The 20,755-nt window shown below is 60.4% G+C and carries 17 protein-coding genes and 1 tRNA gene; 15 read left to right on the plus strand and 3 right to left on the minus strand.

The genetic code is table 11. From position 1 onward, the window contains the following. The first annotated feature begins 79 nt into the window (after window positions 1-79). From ACLEJQ_RS03405 to ACLEJQ_RS03425, 5 genes are all read left to right on the plus strand, one after another. Complete coding sequence (locus tag ACLEJQ_RS03405) at window positions 80-514, plus strand: GNAT family N-acetyltransferase (RefSeq protein ID WP_440792189.1); 435 nt, start codon at window positions 80-82, stop codon at window positions 512-514. A gap of 122 nt (window positions 515-636) precedes the next feature. After that, complete coding sequence (gene gacA / locus ACLEJQ_RS03410) at window positions 637-1,278, plus strand: response regulator transcription factor GacA (RefSeq protein WP_003182764.1); 642 nt, start codon at window positions 637-639, stop codon at window positions 1,276-1,278. A 2-nt stretch (window positions 1,279-1,280) separates the two neighbouring features. Continuing rightward, window positions 1,281-3,104, plus strand: a complete 1,824-nt coding sequence (uvrC, locus tag ACLEJQ_RS03415) for an excinuclease ABC subunit UvrC (RefSeq protein WP_440792192.1) — start codon at window positions 1,281-1,283, stop codon at window positions 3,102-3,104. 32 nt (window positions 3,105-3,136) lie between these two features. Continuing rightward, complete coding sequence (pgsA, locus tag ACLEJQ_RS03420; RefSeq protein WP_440792194.1) at window positions 3,137-3,697, plus strand: CDP-diacylglycerol--glycerol-3-phosphate 3-phosphatidyltransferase; 561 nt, start codon at window positions 3,137-3,139, stop codon at window positions 3,695-3,697. A 63-nt stretch (window positions 3,698-3,760) separates the two neighbouring features. Beyond that, a tRNA-Gly gene (locus ACLEJQ_RS03425) sits at window positions 3,761-3,836 on the plus strand. A gap of 212 nt (window positions 3,837-4,048) precedes the next feature. Here ACLEJQ_RS03425 and ACLEJQ_RS03430 read toward each other — a convergent pair. Next, window positions 4,049-4,963 (minus strand): LysR family transcriptional regulator, encoded by a 915-nt coding sequence (locus ACLEJQ_RS03430; protein WP_440792196.1) that lies wholly within the window; start codon window positions 4,961-4,963, stop codon window positions 4,049-4,051. 111 nt (window positions 4,964-5,074) lie between these two features. On the opposite strand from ACLEJQ_RS03430, the gene ACLEJQ_RS03435 reads away from it, so the two are divergent. Both ACLEJQ_RS03435 and treS read left to right on the plus strand, forming a co-directional pair. Then, window positions 5,075-5,902 (plus strand): SDR family oxidoreductase, encoded by an 828-nt coding sequence (locus ACLEJQ_RS03435; protein WP_440792198.1) that lies wholly within the window; start codon window positions 5,075-5,077, stop codon window positions 5,900-5,902. 177 nt (window positions 5,903-6,079) lie between these two features. Continuing rightward, window positions 6,080-8,146: a maltose alpha-D-glucosyltransferase gene (gene treS, locus ACLEJQ_RS03440; RefSeq protein WP_440792199.1), complete on the plus strand. Its 2,067-nt coding sequence runs from the start codon at window positions 6,080-6,082 to the stop codon at window positions 8,144-8,146. Window positions 8,147-8,331: 185 nt separating this feature from the next. Here the strand turns inward: treS and ACLEJQ_RS03445 are convergent, their stop codons facing one another. After that, window positions 8,332-9,072, minus strand: coding sequence for an SDR family oxidoreductase (locus ACLEJQ_RS03445; RefSeq protein WP_440792201.1), 741 nt, complete (start codon window positions 9,070-9,072; stop codon window positions 8,332-8,334). 119 nt (window positions 9,073-9,191) lie between these two features. Here ACLEJQ_RS03445 and ACLEJQ_RS03450 point away from each other — a divergent pair, with 119 nt between their 5' ends. From ACLEJQ_RS03450 to ACLEJQ_RS03465, 4 genes are all read left to right on the plus strand, one after another. Further along, window positions 9,192-10,127 carry a LysR family transcriptional regulator gene (locus tag ACLEJQ_RS03450; protein ID WP_440792203.1) on the plus strand — a complete coding sequence of 312 codons (936 nt, stop codon included), beginning with the start codon at window positions 9,192-9,194 and terminating at the stop codon, window positions 10,125-10,127. A 58-nt stretch (window positions 10,128-10,185) separates the two neighbouring features. Next, window positions 10,186-10,692, plus strand: coding sequence for an RNA polymerase sigma factor (locus ACLEJQ_RS03455; protein WP_440792205.1), 507 nt, complete (start codon window positions 10,186-10,188; stop codon window positions 10,690-10,692). Beyond that, entirely contained in the window at window positions 10,689-11,615 is a 927-nt protein-coding gene (locus ACLEJQ_RS03460) for a FecR family protein (protein ID WP_440792207.1), read from the plus strand. Before ACLEJQ_RS03455 ends, ACLEJQ_RS03460 begins: the two co-directional genes overlap by 4 nt. A 126-nt stretch (window positions 11,616-11,741) precedes the next feature. Beyond that, window positions 11,742-14,141 carry a TonB-dependent siderophore receptor gene (locus tag ACLEJQ_RS03465; protein ID WP_440792209.1) on the plus strand — a complete coding sequence of 800 codons (2,400 nt, stop codon included), beginning with the start codon at window positions 11,742-11,744 and terminating at the stop codon, window positions 14,139-14,141. 147 nt (window positions 14,142-14,288) lie between these two features. Here ACLEJQ_RS03465 and ACLEJQ_RS03470 read toward each other — a convergent pair whose 3' ends face one another. After that, window positions 14,289-16,502 carry a TonB-dependent siderophore receptor gene (locus ACLEJQ_RS03470; protein ID WP_440792210.1) on the minus strand — a complete coding sequence of 738 codons (2,214 nt, stop codon included), beginning with the start codon at window positions 16,500-16,502 and terminating at the stop codon, window positions 14,289-14,291. Between the two features lie 289 nt (window positions 16,503-16,791). On the opposite strand from ACLEJQ_RS03470, the gene ACLEJQ_RS03475 reads away from it, so the two are divergent. Genes ACLEJQ_RS03475 through ACLEJQ_RS03490 form a run of 4 tightly spaced genes read left to right on the plus strand, consistent with a single transcriptional unit; the run spans window position 16,792 to window position 20,611 of the window. Beyond that, complete coding sequence (locus ACLEJQ_RS03475; RefSeq protein ID WP_440792212.1) at window positions 16,792-17,595, plus strand: ABC transporter ATP-binding protein; 804 nt, start codon at window positions 16,792-16,794, stop codon at window positions 17,593-17,595. Continuing rightward, on the plus strand, window positions 17,592-18,575 hold the full coding sequence (locus ACLEJQ_RS03480; RefSeq protein WP_440792214.1) for a FecCD family ABC transporter permease: 984 nt from the start codon (window positions 17,592-17,594) through the stop codon (window positions 18,573-18,575). Before ACLEJQ_RS03475 ends, ACLEJQ_RS03480 begins: the two co-directional genes overlap by 4 nt. Further along, on the plus strand, window positions 18,572-19,621 hold the full coding sequence (locus ACLEJQ_RS03485) for a FecCD family ABC transporter permease (RefSeq protein ID WP_440792216.1): 1,050 nt from the start codon (window positions 18,572-18,574) through the stop codon (window positions 19,619-19,621). The genes ACLEJQ_RS03480 and ACLEJQ_RS03485 overlap by 4 nt, the downstream gene beginning before the upstream one ends. Before the next feature lie 39 nt (window positions 19,622-19,660). Then, complete coding sequence (locus ACLEJQ_RS03490) at window positions 19,661-20,611, plus strand: ABC transporter substrate-binding protein (RefSeq protein ID WP_440792218.1); 951 nt, start codon at window positions 19,661-19,663, stop codon at window positions 20,609-20,611. The last annotated feature ends 144 nt before the right edge of the window (window positions 20,612-20,755 follow it).

Genomic DNA, 20,755 nt, shown 5'->3' on the forward strand with positions numbered 1-20,755 from the left:
TGGCTTGAGTGAGGCGGACTTTGTGACACACTTTTGCTTTATGTTGTCCGTTGTAGGACGCCCCTTCGAAGAGGAAATCATGAACCTTGAATGGCGTGCAGCCACGGCCGGGGACATTGGCTTCGCCCGCAAACTGACCTGTCGCAATATGCTTGCCTATTATCTGCAGCATGATCTGCTCTGGCAGGATGAGGCGTTCGACCTGGCCTGGATCATTCGTCAGAACTGGATCATCTACCGCGGTGACCGGCCGTTGGGGTTCGTCAGTCTCAGTCGCGATGCGCGGGCGTTGTATATCCGCGAATTGCAGATCGACGAGGCGTTTCGTGGGCAGGGCGTCGGAACCTGGGCGATCGGACAGGTTTGGCAGATGGTGGCGCTTGAGCGACGACCGGCGTTGCGCCTGACGGTTTTCAAGAATAATCCGGCCAGGGTGCTCTACGAGCGCATGGGGTTGCGGGTCGTGGGCGAGGATGAGTGTTTCCTGAGGATGGAGCGAGACGCCAGTGCTTGACGCTGCGGACGCGCTACCTATAAAGATTCGCTGTAACTTTTATATGCCCCTTTGCGCTAGGTCTGCTGGATGCTTTTTGCTAAGGTGTGGGGCAACCCAAATAAGACCAATGAGGTGTCTGCTTGATTAGGGTGTTGGTGGTCGATGACCATGATCTCGTCCGTACGGGCATTACGCGAATGCTGGCCGACATCGATGGTCTGCAGGTGGTTGGCCAGGCCGAATCCGGGGAAGAGGCGCTGATCAAGGCGCGTGAACTCAAGCCCGACGTGGTGCTGATGGACGTCAAGATGCCTGGCATCGGCGGTCTTGAGGCCACGCGCAAGTTGCTGCGCAGTCATCCGGACATCAAGGTGGTCGCGGTGACCGTCTGCGAAGAAGACCCGTTTCCCACCCGGTTGTTGCAGGCGGGCGCGGCGGGCTACCTGACCAAGGGCGCCGGTTTGAACGAGATGGTACAGGCCATTCGTCTGGTTTTCGCCGGGCAGCGCTACATCAGCCCGCAGATTGCCCAGCAATTGGCAATCAAGTCTTTCCAGCCCACCAACGATTCTCCGTTCGATGCATTGTCGGAGCGGGAAATCCAGATCGCCCTGATGATCGTCGGCTGCCAGAAAGTACAGATCATCTCCGACAAGCTGTGCCTGTCACCCAAGACCGTGAACACCTACCGTTACCGTATCTTCGAGAAACTTTCGATCAGCAGCGACGTTGAGTTGACACTGCTGGCGGTGCGCCACGGCATGGTCGATGCCAGCGCCTGATAATGACCGAATTGTTTGATCCCAGTGCTTTCCTGTCCACATGCAGCGGCCGCCCAGGCGTCTACCGCATGTTCGACAGCGATGCGCGCCTGCTATACGTCGGCAAGGCCAAGAACCTCAAGAATCGCCTGGCGAGCTATTTCCGCAAAACCGGCCTCGCCCCGAAGACGGCTGCCCTGGTGGGGCGCATCGCGCAAATCGAAACCACCATCACCGCCAATGAAACCGAAGCGCTGCTGCTCGAGCAGACGCTGATCAAGGAATGGCGTCCGCCGTACAACATCCTGTTGCGCGACGATAAATCCTACCCGTACGTGTTCCTGTCCGACGGGGCGTTTCCACGCTTGAGCATCCATCGCGGTGCCAAGAAGGCCAAGGGACGGTACTTCGGTCCTTACCCCAGCGCCGGGGCGATTCGTGAAAGCCTGAGCCTGCTGCAGAAGACGTTCTTCGTTCGCCAATGCGAAGACAGCTATTACAAGAACCGCACCCGACCCTGCCTGCAATACCAGATCAAACGCTGCAAGGCGCCGTGCGTGGGGCTCGTCGAGCCTGAGGTCTACGCTGAAGATGTGCGTCACTCGGTGATGTTTCTGGAAGGGCGCAGCAACGCGCTGACCGATGAGCTGTCCGCAGCCATGGAAGAGGCAGCGATCAACCTTGAATTCGAAAAAGCCGCCGAGCTGCGCGACCAGATCGGCCTGCTGCGTCGTGTCCAGGACCAGCAGAGCATGGAAGGCGGCAGCGGCGATGTCGACGTGGTGGCCTCCTTCATCAACCCGGGCGGCGCCTGCGTGCATCTGATCAGCGTGCGGGGCGGGCGAGTGCTGGGCAGCAAGAATTTCTTTCCCCAGGTGGGCATCGAGGAAGACGTCGCACAAGTCATGTCGGCGTTTCTTGGCCAGTACTACGTCAGCAGCCCGGAACGCGACTTGCCGAGCGAGTTGATCGTCAACGTGGTCCATGAAGATTTTCCCGTCCTGGTCGAGGCCATCCATACGCTGCGCGGTCGTGAGTTGACCATCAGCCACCGCGTTCGCGGCACTCGCGCCCGCTGGCAGCAGCTGGCGGTGACTAACGCCGAACAGGCCCTCGGCGCACGCTTGGCCAACCGTCAGCACGTGGCGGCGCGGTTCGATGCCCTGGCTGAGGTCCTCAACCTGGACGAGCCACCGCAGCGGCTTGAGTGCTACGACATCAGCCATTCCAGCGGGGAGGCCACCGTCGCCTCCTGTGTGGTGTTCGGTCCGGAAGGCCCGATCAAATCCGATTACCGTCGCTACAACATCGAAGGCGTGACACCTGGCGATGATTACGCGGCGATGCACCAGGCGCTGATGCGTCGCTTCGGCAAGCTGAAGGACGGCGAGGGCAAGCTGCCGGATATCCTGCTGGTGGACGGCGGCAAGGGCCAGCTGTCCATGGCCCGCGACGTGCTCAATGAGCTGATGGTCCCCGACCTGATCTTGCTGGGCGTGGCGAAAGGCGCCACCCGCAAGGCCGGGTTCGAGACGCTGTACCTGAACGACGCCGCCCACGAATTCACCCTGAAGGGCGATTCGCCGGCGCTGCACTTGATTCAGCAGATCCGTGACGAAGCCCACCGCTTCGCCATCACCGGTCACCGCGCCCGCCGTGGCAAGACCCGCCGTACCTCTACCCTGGAAGGTGTGGCCGGGGTCGGGCCGACGCGGCGCCGCGACCTGCTGAAACATTTTGGTGGATTGCAGGAGCTGTCTCGTGCCAGCATCGAAGAGATAGCCAAAGCACCCGGTATCAGTAAAAAGCTCGCTGAGTCGATTTATGCAAACCTGCACAGCGAGTAGAATGCCCGTTAACTTCGCAGCCAGTTGTGCCGATGAATATCCCAAACCTGATTACCGTTCTACGCGTCCTGCTCATCCCGATCTTCATAGTGCTGTTCTATTTGCCGTACCACTGGAGCTACGTGGCCTCGGCCTCGGTCTTCGCGTTCGCCGCCGCCACCGACTGGCTGGACGGCTACCTGGCCCGACGCCTGGAGCAGAGCACGCCATTCGGCGCGTTCCTCGATCCGGTGGCCGACAAACTGATGGTCGCGGTGGCCCTGGTGCTGCTGGTGCAGGAGCACGGTAACCTCTGGCTGACCCTGCCGGCGGCGGTGATCATCGGTCGTGAAATCGTCGTCTCGGCACTGCGCGAATGGATGGCCGAGCTGGGTGCCCGCGCCCAGGTCGCGGTATCGAACCTCGGCAAATGGAAAACCGCCGCCCAGATGCTGGCCCTGGTGATCCTGCTGGCGAACCCGTCGGACTTCAGCTTCTGGGTCCTGCTGGGCTACGCGCTGTTGCTGGTCTCTGCGGGCCTCACGCTCTGGTCGATGGTTCAATACCTGCGCGCCGCCTGGCCGCACCTGCGGACGGACGTAGACCCGAAATAAAACTTTTTTGAATCAAAGGCTTGACGGCGCAATCTGAATCTATAGAATGCGCCACACCAAGACGCGGGAATAGCTCAGTTGGTAGAGCACGACCTTGCCAAGGTCGGGGTCGCGAGTTCGAGTCTCGTTTCCCGCTCCAGGATTCACAAAAAAAGCCACTCAGATGAGTGGCTTTTTTTATGTCTGAAGTTTTTATGGTGAAGGCGTGGGCCTTGGCATTTGTAATCAGTTGTGGTCGCCGCTGCCATGACGATTGACTGAACGGCGAGTACCTTGAGTATCCGTGTGGCCAAGCCATCGACCTAGCCCTAACGATAGCTGTCTGAAGGCAATGGCAGAAAGCCCTGAGTCTCATTCTTCAACATTAGCTGTGGTGCATTCCCTCAGGACTTCGATGAATGCCTGCAACCCGGATGGGATATGGCGATGTCCCGGGTAGTATAGAAACAGTCCTGGAATCGGCGGGCACCAGTCTTCCAGAACCTTCACCAGTCGGGCGTCAGCCAAAGCTCGCGCGGCTATGCGCTCTTGCACGTAGGCGATGCCGAGTCCGGAAATGGCGGCTTCGGCCATAATTTCCGGGTTATCGAGGGTCAGCTGTCCTTTGGGATCGATTACCAATGACTGCCCGTGTTTTTCAAACTCCCATCGATAAGGCTTGCCACTCGGCATTCGGATGCCGATGCACTGATGTTGTAGCAGATCATCTGGGGTCAATGGGTATGGATGAGTCTTGAGGTATTCCGGCGAAGCGACGGTTACAAATCGGATATCCGGGCCTATCGGGACGGCGATCATGTCTTGAGGTATTGACTCACCCAAGCGGATGCCCGCGTCGAAACCGTTGGCTACGACATCAACCAGGCGACCATCGGTGACAAGATCGACCGACATCTGCGGGAAACGTTGCAGGAATGTCGGCAGGGCACACTCCATCAGAACACGGGCAGCCTGATCGCTTGCGTTTATGCGCAGGGTGCCGCTTGGAAGATCCCGATACTTATTAACTTCATCTACAGCCAGCGCAAACTCCCGCAACACCGGGTTCAATCTGCTCAGCAGGCGTTCCCCCGCCGCCGTCGGAGCGACGCTGCGCGTTGTGCGATTAAGCAAACGAATCCCGAGCCTTGCTTCGAGGGTTCTTATCAAATGGCTAAGCGTGGAAGCAGACAAACCCAGCTCATCCGCCGCCTTGCGGAAGCTTCGGTGACCAACAATCAGCGCCAACGCACGTACATCAGAGAGTGACAGAGGGAGTTCATTCATGGCTATTTTTCATTAGGTCATCCTCATTCTGCTGGATAGTATCAGCAATCCAAGGCGCGTAGCGTTAGATCCTCGCAAGCCTTCCTGGCTCGCTCTAAGGAGAAGACCTCGATGAATAAAACCTGGTTAATCACTGGCAGTTCGTCCGGCATTGGCTTGGCGGTAGTAGAACAATTGCTGGAGCGAGGGGATCGCGTGGCGGCTACGTTGCGTGATCTTCAAGCACTCAGCCACTTGAAAGAGCGCTACGGCGAACGGCTGTGGACAGCGGCGCTGGATGTGAACGATACGTTCGCCATTCGCAATGTCGTTAACCGTGCATTCACTGAATTGGAGCGCATTGATGTCGTGGTAAGCAGCGCAGGATACGCATTATTCGGCGCCGCGGAGGAATGCAGTGACGAACAAATCGATCAGCAATTGCAAACTAACCTGGTCGGCTCAATCCAGCTGATTCGCGCTTGCCTGCCTTTTCTCCGTCGCCAAGGGGGCGGTCGAATTCTGCAAGTATCGTCGGAGGGAGGCCAACTGGCTTATCCAAACTTCAGCCTTTATCACGCCAGCAAATGGGGCATCGAGGGGTTTGTCGAATCAGTCGCGCAGGAGGTTGCACCTTTTGGCATTCAGTTCACCCTTGTAGAGCCAGGCCCGACTCGTACGAACTTTGGCAGGGCCTTGGTTAGCCCTCCAGTGATGGCGGAATACGAACAGACGCCTGCCGGCGAGGTGCGTAGAGCGATCGCCAGTGGTGCTTTTCCCTTGACCGGAGATCCGCAGAAAATGGCCAAGGCCATGCTGGATATCGCCGAAGCCGAACCGGCGCCAAAACGTCTGCTGTTGGGCAGCGGTGCTTATGAACGGGTCCACGCAGCACTGAACCAGCGAGTGGCTGAGCTGGAACAGTACAAGGCAATTGCAATGAGTACCGAGATCGAGTGAGTTCCGTTCGGGAAAGAGTCGCAACCGATTGGACCTGGCTCTGGACTCGCGGATTGCGCCTCGCAGGCTCTCCTGATTCGATGCAACGATTGTCGCGTGATGGCCTCATATGAAAACGGACAGCGCCTCGGTTGGAGAAGGGCGACTGCATTTTTCATGACAGAGGTGATTGTTTCCATGACGGCAGCTGAGAAAAATCATGTCGACTGGCTGGTTGAACAATCGATGCTCGGTGCTGCGAGGAAGCGCGCCAAGCTCTATTCGGGGCAAGGTCGATTGTGGCAGCAGCCATACGCGCATACTCGGCCTCGTGACGCCTCGGCATTATCCTCGGTATGGTTCACCGCGTATCCGGCGTCCATTATTACTCGTGAAAATGGCACTGTGCTGGAAGCGCTGGGGGATGAAGCCCTATGGCACGCGTTGTCGAGGATCGGTATTCAGGGCATTCACAATGGGCCGTTGAAACGCGCTGGAGGTCTTTGCGGCACTGAATACACCCCGACGATTGACGGAAATTTCGACCGCATCAGTTTCGACATCGACCCGCAGTTGGGCACCGAGGCGCAGTTGCAGGCATTGACCCGAATGGCCGCCGCGCACAATGCGGTCGTCATTGAGGATGTCATCCCGTCTCATACCGGCAAAGGCGCGGATTTCCGTTTGGCCGAGATGGCGTATGAAGATTATCCGGGGCTCTACCACATGGTGGAAATCCGCGAGGAGGATTGGCCACTGCTGCCCGACATTGCCGAGGGGCGCGATGCACAGAACCTCACCCCGCAGCAGGTCGACGTTCTGCGGGATAAGCATTACATCGTCGGACAGCTGCAACGGGTGATCTTTTTCGAGCCAGGGGTCAAGGAAACCGATTGGAGTGCGACGCCGGTGGTGGTGGGCGTTGACGGCAAGCCGCGCCGTTGGGTCTATCTGCATTACTTCAAGGAAGGGCAACCGTCGCTGAACTGGCTGGACCCGACCTTTGCCGCTCAGCAGATGGTCATCGGGGACGCGCTGCATGCCATCGATGTCTCGGGGGCAAAAATCCTGCGTCTGGACGCCAACGGATTTCTTGGTGTGGAACGCAAGCTGGAGGGTACCGCCTGGTCCGAGAGCCATCCGCTATCGATCACCGGAAACCAATTGCTCGCTGGAGCGATTCGCAAGGCCGGCGGCTTCAGTTTCCAGGAACTGAACCTGACCGTAGACGATATCGCCGCCATGTCCCATGGCGGAGCGGATCTCTCCTACGACTTCATCACCCGACCGGCCTATCAACACGCCTTGCTGATGGGCGATGCCGAATTCCTGCGATTGATGCTGCGGCAGATGCACAGCCTCGGCATCGATCCGGGATCGCTGATTCATGCGTTGCAGAATCATGATGAATTGACCTTGGAGCTGGTGCACTTCTGGACCCTGCACGCGCACGACACTTATCTCTACCAGGGACAGACCTTTCCCGGCAGCATTCTGCGCGAGCACATCCGCGAGCAGATGTACGAGCGCCTCACTGGAGAGCACGCGCCCTACAATCTGAAATTCGTCACCAACGGTGTGTCCTGCACCACCGCGAGCATCATCACGGCGGCGTTGGGGATTCGCGATCTCGACGCCATTACGGCGGCAGATGTCCAGCAGATTCGCCAGGTTCATCTGCTACTGGTGATGTATAACGCGATGCAGCCCGGCGTATTCGCCTTGTCTGGCTGGGACCTGGTCGGCGCGTTGCCGTTGCCGGCCGAACAGGTCGAGCATCTGATGGGCGACGGCGACACCCGCTGGATTCATCGCGGTGCCTACGATCTGGTGGATCTCAACCCTGATGCGGCATTGTCGGCCGGCCAGATGCCACGTCCGAAGTCCCTGTACGGCAGCTTGCCCAGCCAGTTGAAAGATCCGGATTCGTTCGCCTCGCAACTGCGCAGGATCCTCGCGGCGCGCCGTGCCTATGACATCGCCTCCAGTCGCCAGATTCTGATTCCGGACGTTGAGCATCCGGGACTGCTGATCATGGTTCACGAACTGCCGGCCGGTAAAGGTACGCAAATCACCGCGCTGAACTTCGGTTCGGAGCCGATCACTGAAACCTTGCACCTGCCTGACATCGCGCCCGGGCCGGTGGTCGACATCATCAATGAACGGGTCGAAGGTGATCTCACGCCTGAGGGCGAATTCACCATTACGCTGGATGCGTTCGAAGGGTTGGCGTTGCGGGTGGTGAGCACCTCACCGATGATTTAAGGCTGGGGAAAGCGAGGGGTTGATCGCTCAACCACCTCGCGGTGTTCTGAACGCTAGAGACATTCCTGTTTCAATGCCGCGCCGGTTTTGCGCGCGTCATCTTGTTGGGTGGGGACGACCCAAGCGCGCCGAGGCGCAGGGAATCAAATAGCGTGGTCATGATCAGGCTCTCAGGTGAGGTAGCGTCAAACCAGGCGCGCGCCGCCATCGATGTTGAGTACGGCGCCGTTCATGAAGGTGTTGCTCATCAAGAACACCGCCGCTGCGCCCGCTTCATCGGCGGTGCCGAGGCGATGCAAGGGCAGGATCTGTTCCAGAGAAGCGACGAATGCGTCACGCCCTGCGCCCAGTGCCTTGTCGAAAATCGGTGTGTTGATCGGGCCGGGAGACAATGTGTTGACACGCACTGGCGCCAGTTCCAGAGCCAGACCGCGAGCCAGGGCTTCCATTGCCGCCGATGCGGCTGCGAGCACGGCGGTGCCGTGAGCGTTCGGTCGATCCGCCAGGGAGCCGGAGATGAACGTGATCGAGCCATCTTTTGCCAACCGTTCACCGAGCACCCGAATCGCATTGATCGACGCCCAGATGCGTTCATCGAAGGCGCGGCGCAGGTAGTCGAGGTCCGCCGTCAGTACGGTACCGGCAACGAATGTTCCGGCGAGCAGAACGAGATGATCAACCTGGGGAATATCGGCCAATGCGGTTTCGACCGCCTGGCTGTCGGTCACGTCCGCGGCGCGCCAGCCGTCCAGGCCGTGCTCGATGGCTGCTTGTTCGGCACGCGCCGCGTTTGAGCCGATCACAATGACCCTGGCGCCAACTGCTTTCGTCTGTACCGCAGCAGCAAGCCCGATGCCGGAAGTGCCGCCGAAAATGACCACCGTTTTGTCGGTGAGGGAGGAGGGAAGTGCGTGGCTGATGTTCATGGGAAGTCTCCGTCTGGAACACCGGTATGGCGTTCGATGGGGAAAGACTACTGCCACGAAGGCGGGTTGATAATCAGGGATAAAGTCGCTTTACTAATGCCATGAAGGCACAAATTGGATTGGATCGTCTAACCGGGCTTATCGCCTTTGCACGAGCGGCCTCGCTGGGCAGCTACACGGCGGCTGCGCGGGCACTCTCGGTGTCACCTTCTGCGGTGAGTAAAAGCGTGCAGAGGCTGGAAGAGCATTTTGGGCTGATGCTGTTCACCCGCACGACGCGGTCGTTGATCCTTACACCGGAGGGGCGCGACCTGTATGAGCGTGCACTGCGGATTCTGCGAGAAGTCGAAGACATTGATCAGGCAGCCGTCGCTTCCCGAGCCGAGCCCTCCGGTGTCCTGAAAGTCACGGCTCCGTTGCCGATCGGTTTGAACATTCTTGCGCCCGCACTGCCCAGGTTCCGTGAGCAATATCCGCGTCTGGCCATCGACCTGAGGCTCGGAGACCAGTATTCGGATATCGTCGAGCAAGGAATCGATGTCGCCCTCCGTGTCGGCAACCTGACCGATTCGCGTCTGGTTTCCAGGCCCCTGGGACCCCACCGAATCGGTGCGTTTGCATCACCTCATTACCTCAAGCGCAAAGGCGTCCCGTTGACGGCCGAAGATCTCGCAGCTCATGAATGCGTGAATTTTCGTTACCAGAGCACGGGGCAGAGTTTGAAATGGCCTTATGAGGCAGATAACAAGCAGCTTGAGCTGGCGCCCGATTCAGCGTTTACCGTTGATGTCAGCGATGCGGTAGCGGCGGTAATGGCTGCAGGCGGCGGTATCGGTATCTCACCGCATTACGTGGCCGCGCCGTATGTGCGTCGGGGCGAACTGGTGCCGATCCTTCCACAATTCACCGCGGAGCGATTCGTCATCACGGCTTTATGGCCGCAAAGCCGTCGAGGTAGCCCGAACGTAAAGGCATTCATCGCGTTTCTGATTGAGCTGTTCCCTGCGACGCCACCCTGGGAAGAAGTCGTCAGCCAGGTCCTTGCAGGTGACTAATTGAAAGTCATTATCATTTGATATATTCTCGCGATTCCTCCTCGCTTGAGTCGCTTGCGTGTCCCGGCCACCCGATCCTCATTCTGCTGACGGCCAGTTCGAGAACCATTCGAGCGAACTGCTGCGCTTCCTCACGCGGCAAGTGAAGTGCGAAGAGCTGGCGGCCGACCTGCGCCAGGAGACGTGGTTGCGCTTTCGCCGGCGGGAGTCAGGAAAGGAGATCGGTAATCTTCGTGCCTTCCTCTATCGCATCGCGCGCAACTTGATCATTGACTATCGCCGACAGCAAAAAGCCCGCCCCATCGAAGAGCAGATATCCATCGAGTTGGTCAGCGCCGATCCAGATCCGGAGCGTGCCGCAAGCGACGCCGAGCGTCTGGAGCGACTGCAGCGCGTCGTCCAGGGGTTGCCGCCCCACCTGCGCCAGGCATTGCTGTGGAATCGCCTGGACGGGCTGACCCAGCGTGAAATCGGCGAGCGCCTGGGTGTCTCGGAAAGCATGGCCGGACGCTATATTCTGAAAGCCCTCGAACACTGCCAGCAGCAGATGGACCCGCAGCCGTGACTCAACCTTCGCTTCTCGACCAGGCCCGGCAATGGCAGGTGCTGCTGCATTCTGGCCGCGCCACCGCTGCTGATCGCGATGCCGCGCAAGCTTGGTGCGAGGCGGCGCCCGAGCATGAGCAGGCGCTGCGTGAGGTACAAGGATTGTGGTCGTTGCTCGGTCAGATAGAACGTCCGGCGGAGCAGCCTCAGGTACGGGTGATGCGTCGCCATCGACGCTGGATGGCTCCGCTGGCCTGCGCCGCGCTGCTGCTGCTCGCCCTGTGGCTACCGCGCGGCACCTGGATCGGCCTGTATGCCGATGTCAGTACCCAACCGGGCGAGGTGCGTGAGTTGCGTCTGGCGGACGGTTCGCTGTTGACGCTCAACGGCGATTCGGCGCTGGACTGGCAGTTTGTCGACGGTCGCCGCGAGGTCAGGCTGTACCGCGGTGAGGCGGATTTCCAGGTCGCCCATGACCCGGCCCGGCCGTTCATTGTCAGGGCCGGCGAGGCGCGCGTACGTGTCACCGGCACGCGCTTTGACGTGCGCCTGGAGGGGGGCGGTGTTGACCTCGCGGTCAGCGAGGGCCGAGTGTTGGCCTCCAGCGAGGGGCGCGAGCCGCTGTCGGTGGTCGGCGGACAGCAGGTGCAGTGGCGCGGCGGGGCGCTACAGGCGCCGCAGGCATTGGATGCGCGCCAGCGCCTGGGCTGGCAACGCGGCAAGCTCGTCTTCCGCGACCGACCTCTGGAGCAGGTGTTCGCCGAGCTTGAGCGCAGCCAGTCTGCGCGGGTGCTGTTTGTCGACGAAGCTGCTCGCGGCCTACAGGTGACCGGTGTATTCGCTCTGGACGATCCACAGGCGGTACTGAGTGCGGTGGAAAGCACCTTGCCGGTGCGTCTGGTGCGCCTGCCGGGGTTGATTCTGGTCACGTCACGCCGCTAAGGGCCGCGCCTGGACCTTCAAGAAAAAAGAAAATATTTAGGCGGCGATGGTTCAGAAATCATCGCCGCCTTCGTCTTCCGTACCTGCAAATGCGACTTCTTCGTATTGATACCCAAGGACATCAGCATGCGGTCGACTTCCCTCCTTGCGGCGCTAGCCGTTCTTCCCCTGGCCATGACTGTTGTGAAGGCGCAAGCCGTCGAGCTCGACGTGCCTGCCCAGCGGCTCGACGCGGCGCTCACCGAATTTGCCGAGCAGGCCGACGTGCGTCTGCTTTATGACGCCGGCCTGACCCGTGGCAGCGGCATGGTGCCGGCGCTCAAGGGCGATTATTCGGTGGCCGACGGCTTGCAGCGGTTGCTGGAGGGCAGCGGGTTGACCTTCCAGGCCGGTAACGACGGCACCTTCACCTTGGTGCCGCTGCCCGAGCAGGGCGTGTTGGAGCTGGGTCCGATCAATATCGGGGGAATCGCCGAAGGCCGTGTCGACCTGCCGGCCGAATACGCCGGTGGCGAAGCGGCGCGGGGCGCCCGCATCGGCGTGCTGGGCAACCAGGACATGCAGGATGTACCTTTCGCGTTCTCCAGCTACACCTCCGAGTTGATCGAGAAGCGCCAGGCGCAGACCCTGGCCGATGTGTTGGCCAGCGATCCGGGCGTGCGTCAGTCGTTCGGCTTCGGCAACTTCTCCCAGGTATTCGTCGTACGCGGGTTTCAGCTGTTCAGCGACGACATTGCCTTCAACGGGCTGTACGGCATTCTGCCCCGGCAGATCATCTCCACCGAATCGGTCGAGCGGGTCGAAGTGTTCAAAGGGGCGAACGCCTTCGTCAATGGCGTATCGCCGTCGGGCAGCGGCGTCGGCGGGGCGATCAACGTGGTGTCCAAGCGTGCCGAGGACACTCCCACCCGCAGCGCCACTCTGGACTATGCCAGCGACAGCCGCGTTGGCGGGCACCTCGACCTGGGCCAGCGCTTCGGCGAGGACAACCGCTTCGGCGTGAGGCTGAACCTGGCCCAGCGCGAGGGCGAGACAGCGGTGGACGATGAACACTCGCGCTTCAGTCTGGCCACCCTCGGTCTGGACTATCGCGGTGATCGTCTGCGACTGTCTGCGGATGTCGGTTACCAGAAGCAACGGGTCAACGAAGGGCGTTCGGTGGTCTATCTGACCACGACAGGGCCTACCAGCACACTCAACGGCAAGACGCCGTCGGCGCCCGACTCCGACCATAACTACGCGCAACCCTGGAGCTGGTCGCAGCTCGAAGACACCTATGGCATGTTCAGCGCCGAATACGACCTGTCGCCCACCTGGACCGCCTACCTGAGTGCAGGCGGCAAATACACGCGGGAGAACGGTGTCTACGCGTCCAACTACGTCTACGGCAGAAATGGCGACGCACGTATCGGCCGCCTCTACTCGCCGCTGGACCAGGAGACCCTGAGCGCTGTCACGGGGCTGCGCGGTGAACTCATGAGCGGGCCGGTCAGCCACCGCATCAATCTGGCCGCCAACGGCATCTGGCAGGAGAAGCGCAACGCTTTCGAATCCACCGCGGCGGGCAGCCGTGGCTTCGGCAATCTGTATGAGAGCCATCCCGTCGCCGAACCGCCGGCCACCAGCGTCTCCGGAGACATCCACGACCCGGACACCGTCGCCAAGGTGCAGAACCGCAGCCTGGCGGTGTCCGATACCTTGGGCTTGCTCGACGACCGCGTGCTGCTGACACTGGGCCTGCGTCGGCAGTCCATCGGTTCTGATGCCTGGAGCGCGGCCAGCGGTGCCCGCACTGCCAATTATCAGGAAAGCATCACCACGCCGGCCTACGGCCTGGTGATCAAGCCCACCGAGTACCTGTCGCTCTATGCCAACCGTGTCGAGTCCCTGCAGCAGGGGCCCACTGCGCCGGTCGCTGCGCTGAACAACGGTGAGATGTTCGCACCCTATCGCTCCAAGCAGACTGAGGTGGGCGCCAAGCTCGACTGGGGGGCCTTCGGCGGCAGCCTCGCTCTGTTCCGTATCGAGCAACCGCAGGGCGTGCTTGGCGGCGACGGCTACTACCGGGTGGACGCCGAGCAGCGCAATCGCGGTGTGGAGCTGAGCGTGTTCGGAGAGGCACTGGACGGCTTGCGTCTGCTGAGCGGCGCCACCTGGACCAAAGCCGAGCTGCGCGGCACCGCTGGCGGTCGCGATGATGGCAACCAGGCGGTGGGTGTGCCGCTGTTCCAGTTCAATCTGGGCGCCGATTGGGATGTGCCCGGCTTCACCGGGCTAAGCCTGAACGGACTGCTATTGCGCACTGGCGGCCAGTTCGTCGACAGCGCCAACGAATACAGCATCCCTGCCTGGACCCGCGTTGACCTGGGTGCGCGCTATCGAACGAAAATGGAGGGCCGTGCCCTGACCTTCAACGCGATGCTGGAGAACGTTGCCGACGAGAACTACTGGGCCTCGGCCAACGGAGGCTATCTGACCCAAGGTGCACCGCGCACCCTGAAAGTATCGGCCACTGTTGATTTCTGATACCGCTCGCCACAAGCGTGTGGGAGCAACGCTTGCTCGCGATTGGGGCAGCTCAGTCTACAACTGTGTCGACTGGACTTCCGCTATCGCGAGCAAGCTTTGCTCCCACAGGTTTTGCAGCGCATCAATTCGAGGCTGGAGGACGCCTTACCACCGGAAGTTGACGGACGTCACCAGCTCGCGTTCGTCACCGTAACGGCAAATGGCAAATTCACAGTAGGTGTATTTCTTGTTGGTCACGTTGTTTGCGTTGACGGAAACATCCCAGTTCTTGTCGATCTGGTAGCTGGCCATGGCGTCGAACAGGGTATAGGCCGGCATGTGCGAATCGATGCCTGAAGCCTGGGTCGTGCCCTTGTAGCGAGCGCCGCCACCCACTTTCAGCTGCGGCAAACCGAACAAGGCGAAGTTGTAGTCGGCCCATACGGCGGCCTGGTGGTAAGGCGTGTCTTCGCTGCGCTGGCCTACTTCGCTCTGGATCGCGCTTTTGGTGATGCGCGCATCGGTGTAGGCGTAGGTCGCAATGACACTCAGTTGAGGTGTCACGTCTGCCTTGGCTTCCAGTTCCAGGCCACGGGAGCGCTGCTCGCCAATTTGAGAAGCGTTGCCACCCAGATCAAACTTCAGCACGTTCTCCTGGGTCAATTCATAGACGGCCGCGCTCAGCAGCATGTTGCTGCCAGGGGGCTGGTAGCGGATGCCGACTTCGTACTGCTTGCCTTCGGTAGGATCGAACGTCTGACCAGGCGCTTCGGACACCGCGACGGGGAAGAACGACTCGCTGTAGCTGATGTACGGCGCCAGGCCGTTATCTGCCTGGTACACAAGGCCCGCACGCCAAGTGGTGGCCTCGTTGCTCTGGTCGAGCTTCTGGCCCGTGGCAAAGCCTTTCTGGTCCTGGTCGGCCCAGTCATGTCGGCCGCCGAGCAGCAGCAACCAATGATCGTCGAACTTGATTTGGTCTTGCAGGTAGACGCCTGTCTGCAAGGTATCGATCTGCGAACCGCGATCACGGCTCTGGCGCTTGTCCACCACTACCGGCTGCCCGTAGTTGTAGTCACCGATATTGATGGACGAGGTGTTGGCCCGGAAGTTATGCGAGTCATACGAGGCGTCGTAGGTGTCGGCGCCCACCAGGAACGTGTTCTCCACGCTACCGATATTCCAGCGGGTTTCGACATTGGTGTCGCTGGCGAGGGCTCTGGAGCGCTCACGTCGATCGCTGTACTGCCGACGCAGGATGCCGGTGGTAGCGGCGGCATTGATCGCCGCGGCACTTGTCTGGGCCTGCAGGTATTTCCATTTCACATCCGCTTCGTAGTAACGCAGTTTGTTGCTGATGCGGGTGTGCTCGTCGAAACGGTGTTCGAATTCGTAGCCGATGGCGGACATCTCGCCATTCATATCGTCGTAGTCAGGCTCGCCGATGAAATCGTGGCGGCCGATGGTGAACGGGCCGTTGCCGACACCCTTGACGAGTTGATAGGGCAGGGGGGCGGAGAAGCGTGTGTCGCTCTTTTGATAGAAGGACAGCAAGGTCAGCGACGTATCTTCATCGGGGCGCCAGGTCAGGGCCGGCGCGATGTAGGTTTTGTCGTCGTTGATATGATCCTGTTGGGTGTCACTGTCGCGCTTGAGCATGGTCAGGCGATAGCTGAGGGTCTCGCTGTCGCCGAGCGGGCCGCTGAAGTCGCCTGTCAGTTGTTTGCGGTCATGATTGCCGTATTGCAGACCCAACTCGTGCAGAGGGGCTTCCGTCGGGCGCTTGCTGACGCCGTTGACGAACCCACCCGGTGACAGCTGCCCGTACAGGACCGAGGCTGCGCCGCGGATCACTTCCACGCGCTCCAGCCCATAGGGCTCCTGAACGCCGTCATAGGAGTTGTTTTGCAGGCGCAGGCCGTCGCGTAGCGAGCCGCCGGTGGCGGATTCAACGTCGAAGCCACGGATGCGGAATCGATCGGACGTGCGATTGAAGCTGCTGGGCTGGCTGGTGAAGCCCGGTGTGTAGCTCAGGGCATCGGCCATGGTGTCCGATTTGCGATCGCGCATTTCATCGGCGGTCACCACGGACAACGATTGCGGCGTTTCGGTGATCGCCGCGTTGGTCTTGGTCGCGCTGGTATTGCGCAAGGCGACTTTACCGGCCAACGGGCCTGTCGGGTTCTCAATGGCGGCGGCATTGATGTTGATTTCGCCCAGCTGGACCGTCGTGCCCTTATCGGAAGCGTCCTGCTGTGCGGCCATCGCCTGCGCTGAGAAAATGCTCCCCAAAGCCAGCGCAAGGGTGCTCATGTGAAAGGCTGGATGACGCACGCCGTAACGTTTTTCGCTGCCAAGTGTTATTTTTTTTCCGAGCATCGACGAAGTCCTTGAGTTTATTGTTTGCTCTTAGGGAGCCTTGTGCCCTGGTTCCGTTGTGCCAGGCAGACCTTCAGGGTTGGTGTCTACTGGCCATATGTTAGCTGTAAATGATAAAGGTTTGCATTAGTATTGTCAGGCTTGTAGGCATTTAATTTATTTCGACATATCCTGTCGCCCACTTAGGGCCCTCCAGCTGATTACCTATCGTGTTAAAGGACGACAAGCGCTGCGGGAGGCAGCTCGATAACCCATTCGGTCAGGCCTTTTCGGGCATGGAGGGACGGTCATGCTGAAAGCCACCGATGTGCGGCTGAGCTATGGCGAACAGCAGATTCTCAACGGCGTGAGCCTGGAAATTCCCGAAGGCCGCTTTACGGCCTTGATCGGCGCCAATGGCTGCGGCAAGACCACGTTATTGAACGTGCTTGCCCATATGCTGCGGCCGAGTGCCGGCAGCGTGCAGCTGTCAGGCAAGCCCTTGGGGCAGCATTCGCGTCGGGCGCTGGCGCAACGCATGGCGTTATTACCCCAGCGCACCACCTCGCCGGCCGGCATGAGCGTGCGTGAGCTGGTGATGCAGGGCCGCTTTCCCTGGCAGAGCTGGTGGCGCCAATGGTCCGAGCAGGATCAACAGGCCATTGACCGCGCCATAGACCTGGCCGGTATCGGTCCGTTGCTCGATCGTTCGCTGGCCACCTTGTCAGGTGGACAATTGCAACGCTGCTGGATCGCCATGACGCTGGCCCAGGATACCCCGGTGATTCTGCTGGATGAGCCCACGACGTTTCTCGACATCGCCCATCAGATCACGTTGCTTGAATTGCTGGTCGATCTGCGCGACAAGGGCAAAACCATCGTCGCGGTACTTCACGATCTGAACCAGGCCGCGCGTTATGCCGACCATCTGGTGATGATGCGCGAAGGGCGCTTGGTCGCCCAGGGCGCGCCGGCCGAGGTATTCACTCGGGAAAATCTCAAGGCAGTGTTCGATCTGGATGCGCACATTATTACCGACCCTTATTCCGGTGATCCGTTGTGCGTGCCCCAGACCCATCGAAGCCCGCCGCTGGCCGTGCGGGAGGCGATGTGATTCACGGTCTGCGGTTACCGGTCTGGTTGGGTTTGCTGGTGGCGATCGCCCTGACGGCGCTGCTGCATCTGGCCGTCGGCGCGAAGGACATCCCCTGGCAGGAGGCCTGGCAGGCCTTGGTCGCCTATGCGCCAGACAATCCCGACCAGAGTGTCATTCGAGGCAGCCGCTTGCCGCGCCTGCTGGTCGCGATGCTGGTGGGCGCCAGCCTGGGACTCGCCGGGGTCATCATGCAAGCGGTGGGTGACAATCCGCTGGCCGACCCGGGTATTCTCGGCATCAACAGCGGGGCTGCGTTGTTCGTCGTGTTCGGCCTGCTGGTGGTACCGGGCAACGATCTGTCGATGATTCCCCTGTTTGCCTTCGCGGGCGCACTGGTGGCTTCCATCGGTGTCCTGATGCTGGCGGGGCGGGGGCACAACCCGATTCGACTGACATTATCCGGGGCGATGATCGCGGCGTTGTTCAGCGCAATCACCTCGATCCTGTTATTGCTCGACCAGCAGGGGCTCGACAGCCTGCGTCGCTGGCTGACCGGCTCCATCGGCGTGACCGGGGGCTCGATGCAGACCTGGGTCTGGCCTTACGTCTTGCTGGGCATGTGCCTGTGCCTGGTCAACGTCCGTGCTTTGAATGCTCATCGCCTGGGGCCTCAGGCGGCTGCGGGCATGGGGGTCAATCTATTGAAAATGCGCGTGCTCGGCCTGGCATCGGTGGTGCTGCTGTCCGGGGGCGCAGTGGCCTTGGCGGGGCCTATCGGGTTCGTGGGGCTTGTGGTGCCGCATGCGGCGCGGTTGTTGTTTGGCGATGACTACCGCCGCCTGTTGTTGGCCGCCCCTTTGTTGGGGGCATTGCTGCTCATTCTGGCGGATATCGCCGCAAGGACCGTGGTGCGTCCGTTCGAGCTCAACACCGGCATCGTCACCGCACTGATCGGCGGTCCCATCTTTGTCGCGCTGGTCTTGAGGAAGGTCCGATGATGCGAGCTGGGTTCACCTTGCCCCGAACCTATCCGTTATTGCCTTGGGTGGCCCGGCCGATCGATCTGATTTCCGTGCTGGTGCTGATGGCGGCCGTTGTTGCCTTGGCCTCGTATGCATTGACCGTCGGCAGTTATTCACTGGATGTTGCCCAGGCATGGCAAGCGCTGCTGACGCCCGAGCAGGTCGATCCGATGACCCGCAATCTGCTCTGGGAGCTGCGGCTGCCCCGCATCCTGCTAGCGATCCTGGCGGGCGCCGCAATGTCCCTGGCCGGTCTGTTGATGCAGTCGTTGACCCGTAACCCATTGGCAGCACCGGGCCTGGTGGGCGTGGAGTCGGGCGCCAGTGTCACCATGTTGCTGATTATCGTGCTCTGGCCGACGCTGCTTCCCTTGGAATTCTATCCATTGGCAGCGCTGGCGGGCGGCTTGGCGGTGGCTTTCTTCGTGGCGCTGCTGTCCTGGCGCCAGGGTATTTCGCCGTTGCGCCTGATCCTGGTGGGCGTTGGGCTTACCGCTATGCTCAGTGCGGTGGCCGATCTGCTGATCACCTACGGCAATATCGATCAGGTGGAGTCGGCTCTGATGTGGCTGGGCGGCAGCCTGCACCGGGCCGGATGGGCCCAGGTCCATAGCCTGGGCGGTTGGCTGATGCTGGCGGGGCTGCCGTTGCTGTTCTGCCATCGGCAGTTGAACCTGTTGCAGTTGGGCGAAAAAGTCGCCCTGAGCCGCGGCCTGAATGTCACCTGGGTCATGATGTCCTTGCTGCTGTGCAGTGTCATGTTGACGGCGGCAGCGGTGGCCAACGTCGGCACCATGACGTTTGTCGGGCTGGTGGCTCCCCACCTGGCGCGGCAAATGGCCGGCGACCGTCATGGCGCGTTGATCCCCTTGTCGGCCTTGGTTGGCGCACTGTTGGTGCTGGCCGGCGATACCTTGGGCAGGGGGCTTCTCCCGCCTTTGCAGTTGCCTGCGGGACTGGTGGTCGCAATCATCGGAGCGCCTTATCTGATTATGTTGCTGGCGCGCCAGCGCAGCCGCTGAGCGCGGCGTTGTTCATTGAAATCGTCTGGAGGTAAGTGCGTGCGGGAACGGGTGAAAGGTTTTTTTCGAAGTGTGGCCGGCATGCTGTGCGTGCCGTTGGCATTGGTGGTCGCACCGGCCAGCGCCGCTGAAACCAAGGTGTTCGAGAACAGTTTTGGTCGGGTTGAGGTGCCTGTCGCTGCGCACTGCATTGTGTCCTTGCATGACTTCAGCCTGACGGCCCAATTGCTCGAACTGGGGGTCAAGCCCTGTGGTTCGACGGGGCGCAAGAAACTGTTCTCGGATGTGCTGTTTCGCGGAACGCAGCAGCGGTTCAATACCACAGGAATCCAGTATATCGGCTCGCACCAGTCGCCCGACCTGGAGGCTATCGCAGCGTTGAAGCCTGACTTGATCGTAGGGCTGTCGTATCACGCCGACATCAAGGACAAGCTCAGCAAGATCGCACCGGTCGTGCTGTTGCCTGCCCGGGAAACCGACATCAAGACTTATGCCAAGGAGCTCGCCGAGCTGGTCGGCAAGCAGCAGCGCTATGAAGAGATGCTCAATGAATATCAGTGGGTCGTCAGCGAGTTCAAGAAGCGCGTCAAGGATCCTTCACGCATCACGGTCACGACGCTGGAAGTCTACAGCGATGGCTTCCAACTGATCGGCCGCGGCGGCATGGACGACGTCATTGCCGATTTTGGCCTGGGGCGTGTCCCGGCTTACCGTGAGGCGCGGCAGAACGTGCCTTACAGCCTGGAGCGAATTGGCGACTTCGACAGTGACTTCATCATCGACACCTATGAAGAACTGCTCGACTCGGAAGCCAGCACCGCGGCGTTTCGTCAGTCTCCCCAGTGGAAGAACCTGTTTGCCGTGAAAAACCGCCAGTTCCTGTACCTCAATCGCAGCCGCTATGCCGATACCATGCAGGGCCTGCTGGGTTCCGCTTACCTGCTGATGTCGCATATCGCTGAACGGGAGAACGTACTGCAGGGCAAATAAGCTGATCCTGGCGATGCGATCAATACTAATGACAATGATTCTCTATTGCGACTGTGAGTCGTTTGTATTAGTTTATGCTCTCGAAAAAAATATTCGCTGATCGCAATGGCTGGGAGCTTATATGGAAAGCGGTTTGGTGCGTGC

It is taken from the genome of Pseudomonas sp. SMV71 (assembly GCF_052042015.1).
Lineage (GTDB): Bacteria > Pseudomonadota > Gammaproteobacteria > Pseudomonadales > Pseudomonadaceae > Aquipseudomonas.

Excerpts from the sequence above, each read along its gene's own strand:
- ACLEJQ_RS03405 (WP_440792189.1), top strand. The coding sequence starts at position 80 with ATGAACCTTGAATGGCGTGCAGCCACGGCCGGGGACATTGGCTTCGCC.
- uvrC (WP_440792192.1), top strand. The coding sequence starts at position 1,281 with ATGACCGAATTGTTTGATCCCAGTGCTTTCCTGTCCACATGCAGCGGC.
- pgsA (WP_440792194.1), top strand. The coding sequence starts at position 3,137 with ATGAATATCCCAAACCTGATTACCGTTCTACGCGTCCTGCTCATCCCG.
- ACLEJQ_RS03430 (WP_440792196.1), bottom strand. The coding sequence starts at position 4,963 with ATGAATGAACTCCCTCTGTCACTCTCTGATGTACGTGCGTTGGCGCTG.
- ACLEJQ_RS03435 (WP_440792198.1), top strand. The coding sequence starts at position 5,075 with ATGAATAAAACCTGGTTAATCACTGGCAGTTCGTCCGGCATTGGCTTG.
- treS (WP_440792199.1), top strand. The coding sequence starts at position 6,080 with ATGACGGCAGCTGAGAAAAATCATGTCGACTGGCTGGTTGAACAATCG.
- ACLEJQ_RS03445 (WP_440792201.1), bottom strand. The coding sequence starts at position 9,072 with ATGAACATCAGCCACGCACTTCCCTCCTCCCTCACCGACAAAACGGTG.
- ACLEJQ_RS03465 (WP_440792209.1), top strand. The coding sequence starts at position 11,742 with ATGCGGTCGACTTCCCTCCTTGCGGCGCTAGCCGTTCTTCCCCTGGCC.
- ACLEJQ_RS03470 (WP_440792210.1), bottom strand. The coding sequence starts at position 16,502 with ATGCTCGGAAAAAAAATAACACTTGGCAGCGAAAAACGTTACGGCGTG.
- ACLEJQ_RS03475 (WP_440792212.1), top strand. The coding sequence starts at position 16,792 with ATGCTGAAAGCCACCGATGTGCGGCTGAGCTATGGCGAACAGCAGATT.
- ACLEJQ_RS03485 (WP_440792216.1), top strand. The coding sequence starts at position 18,572 with ATGATGCGAGCTGGGTTCACCTTGCCCCGAACCTATCCGTTATTGCCT.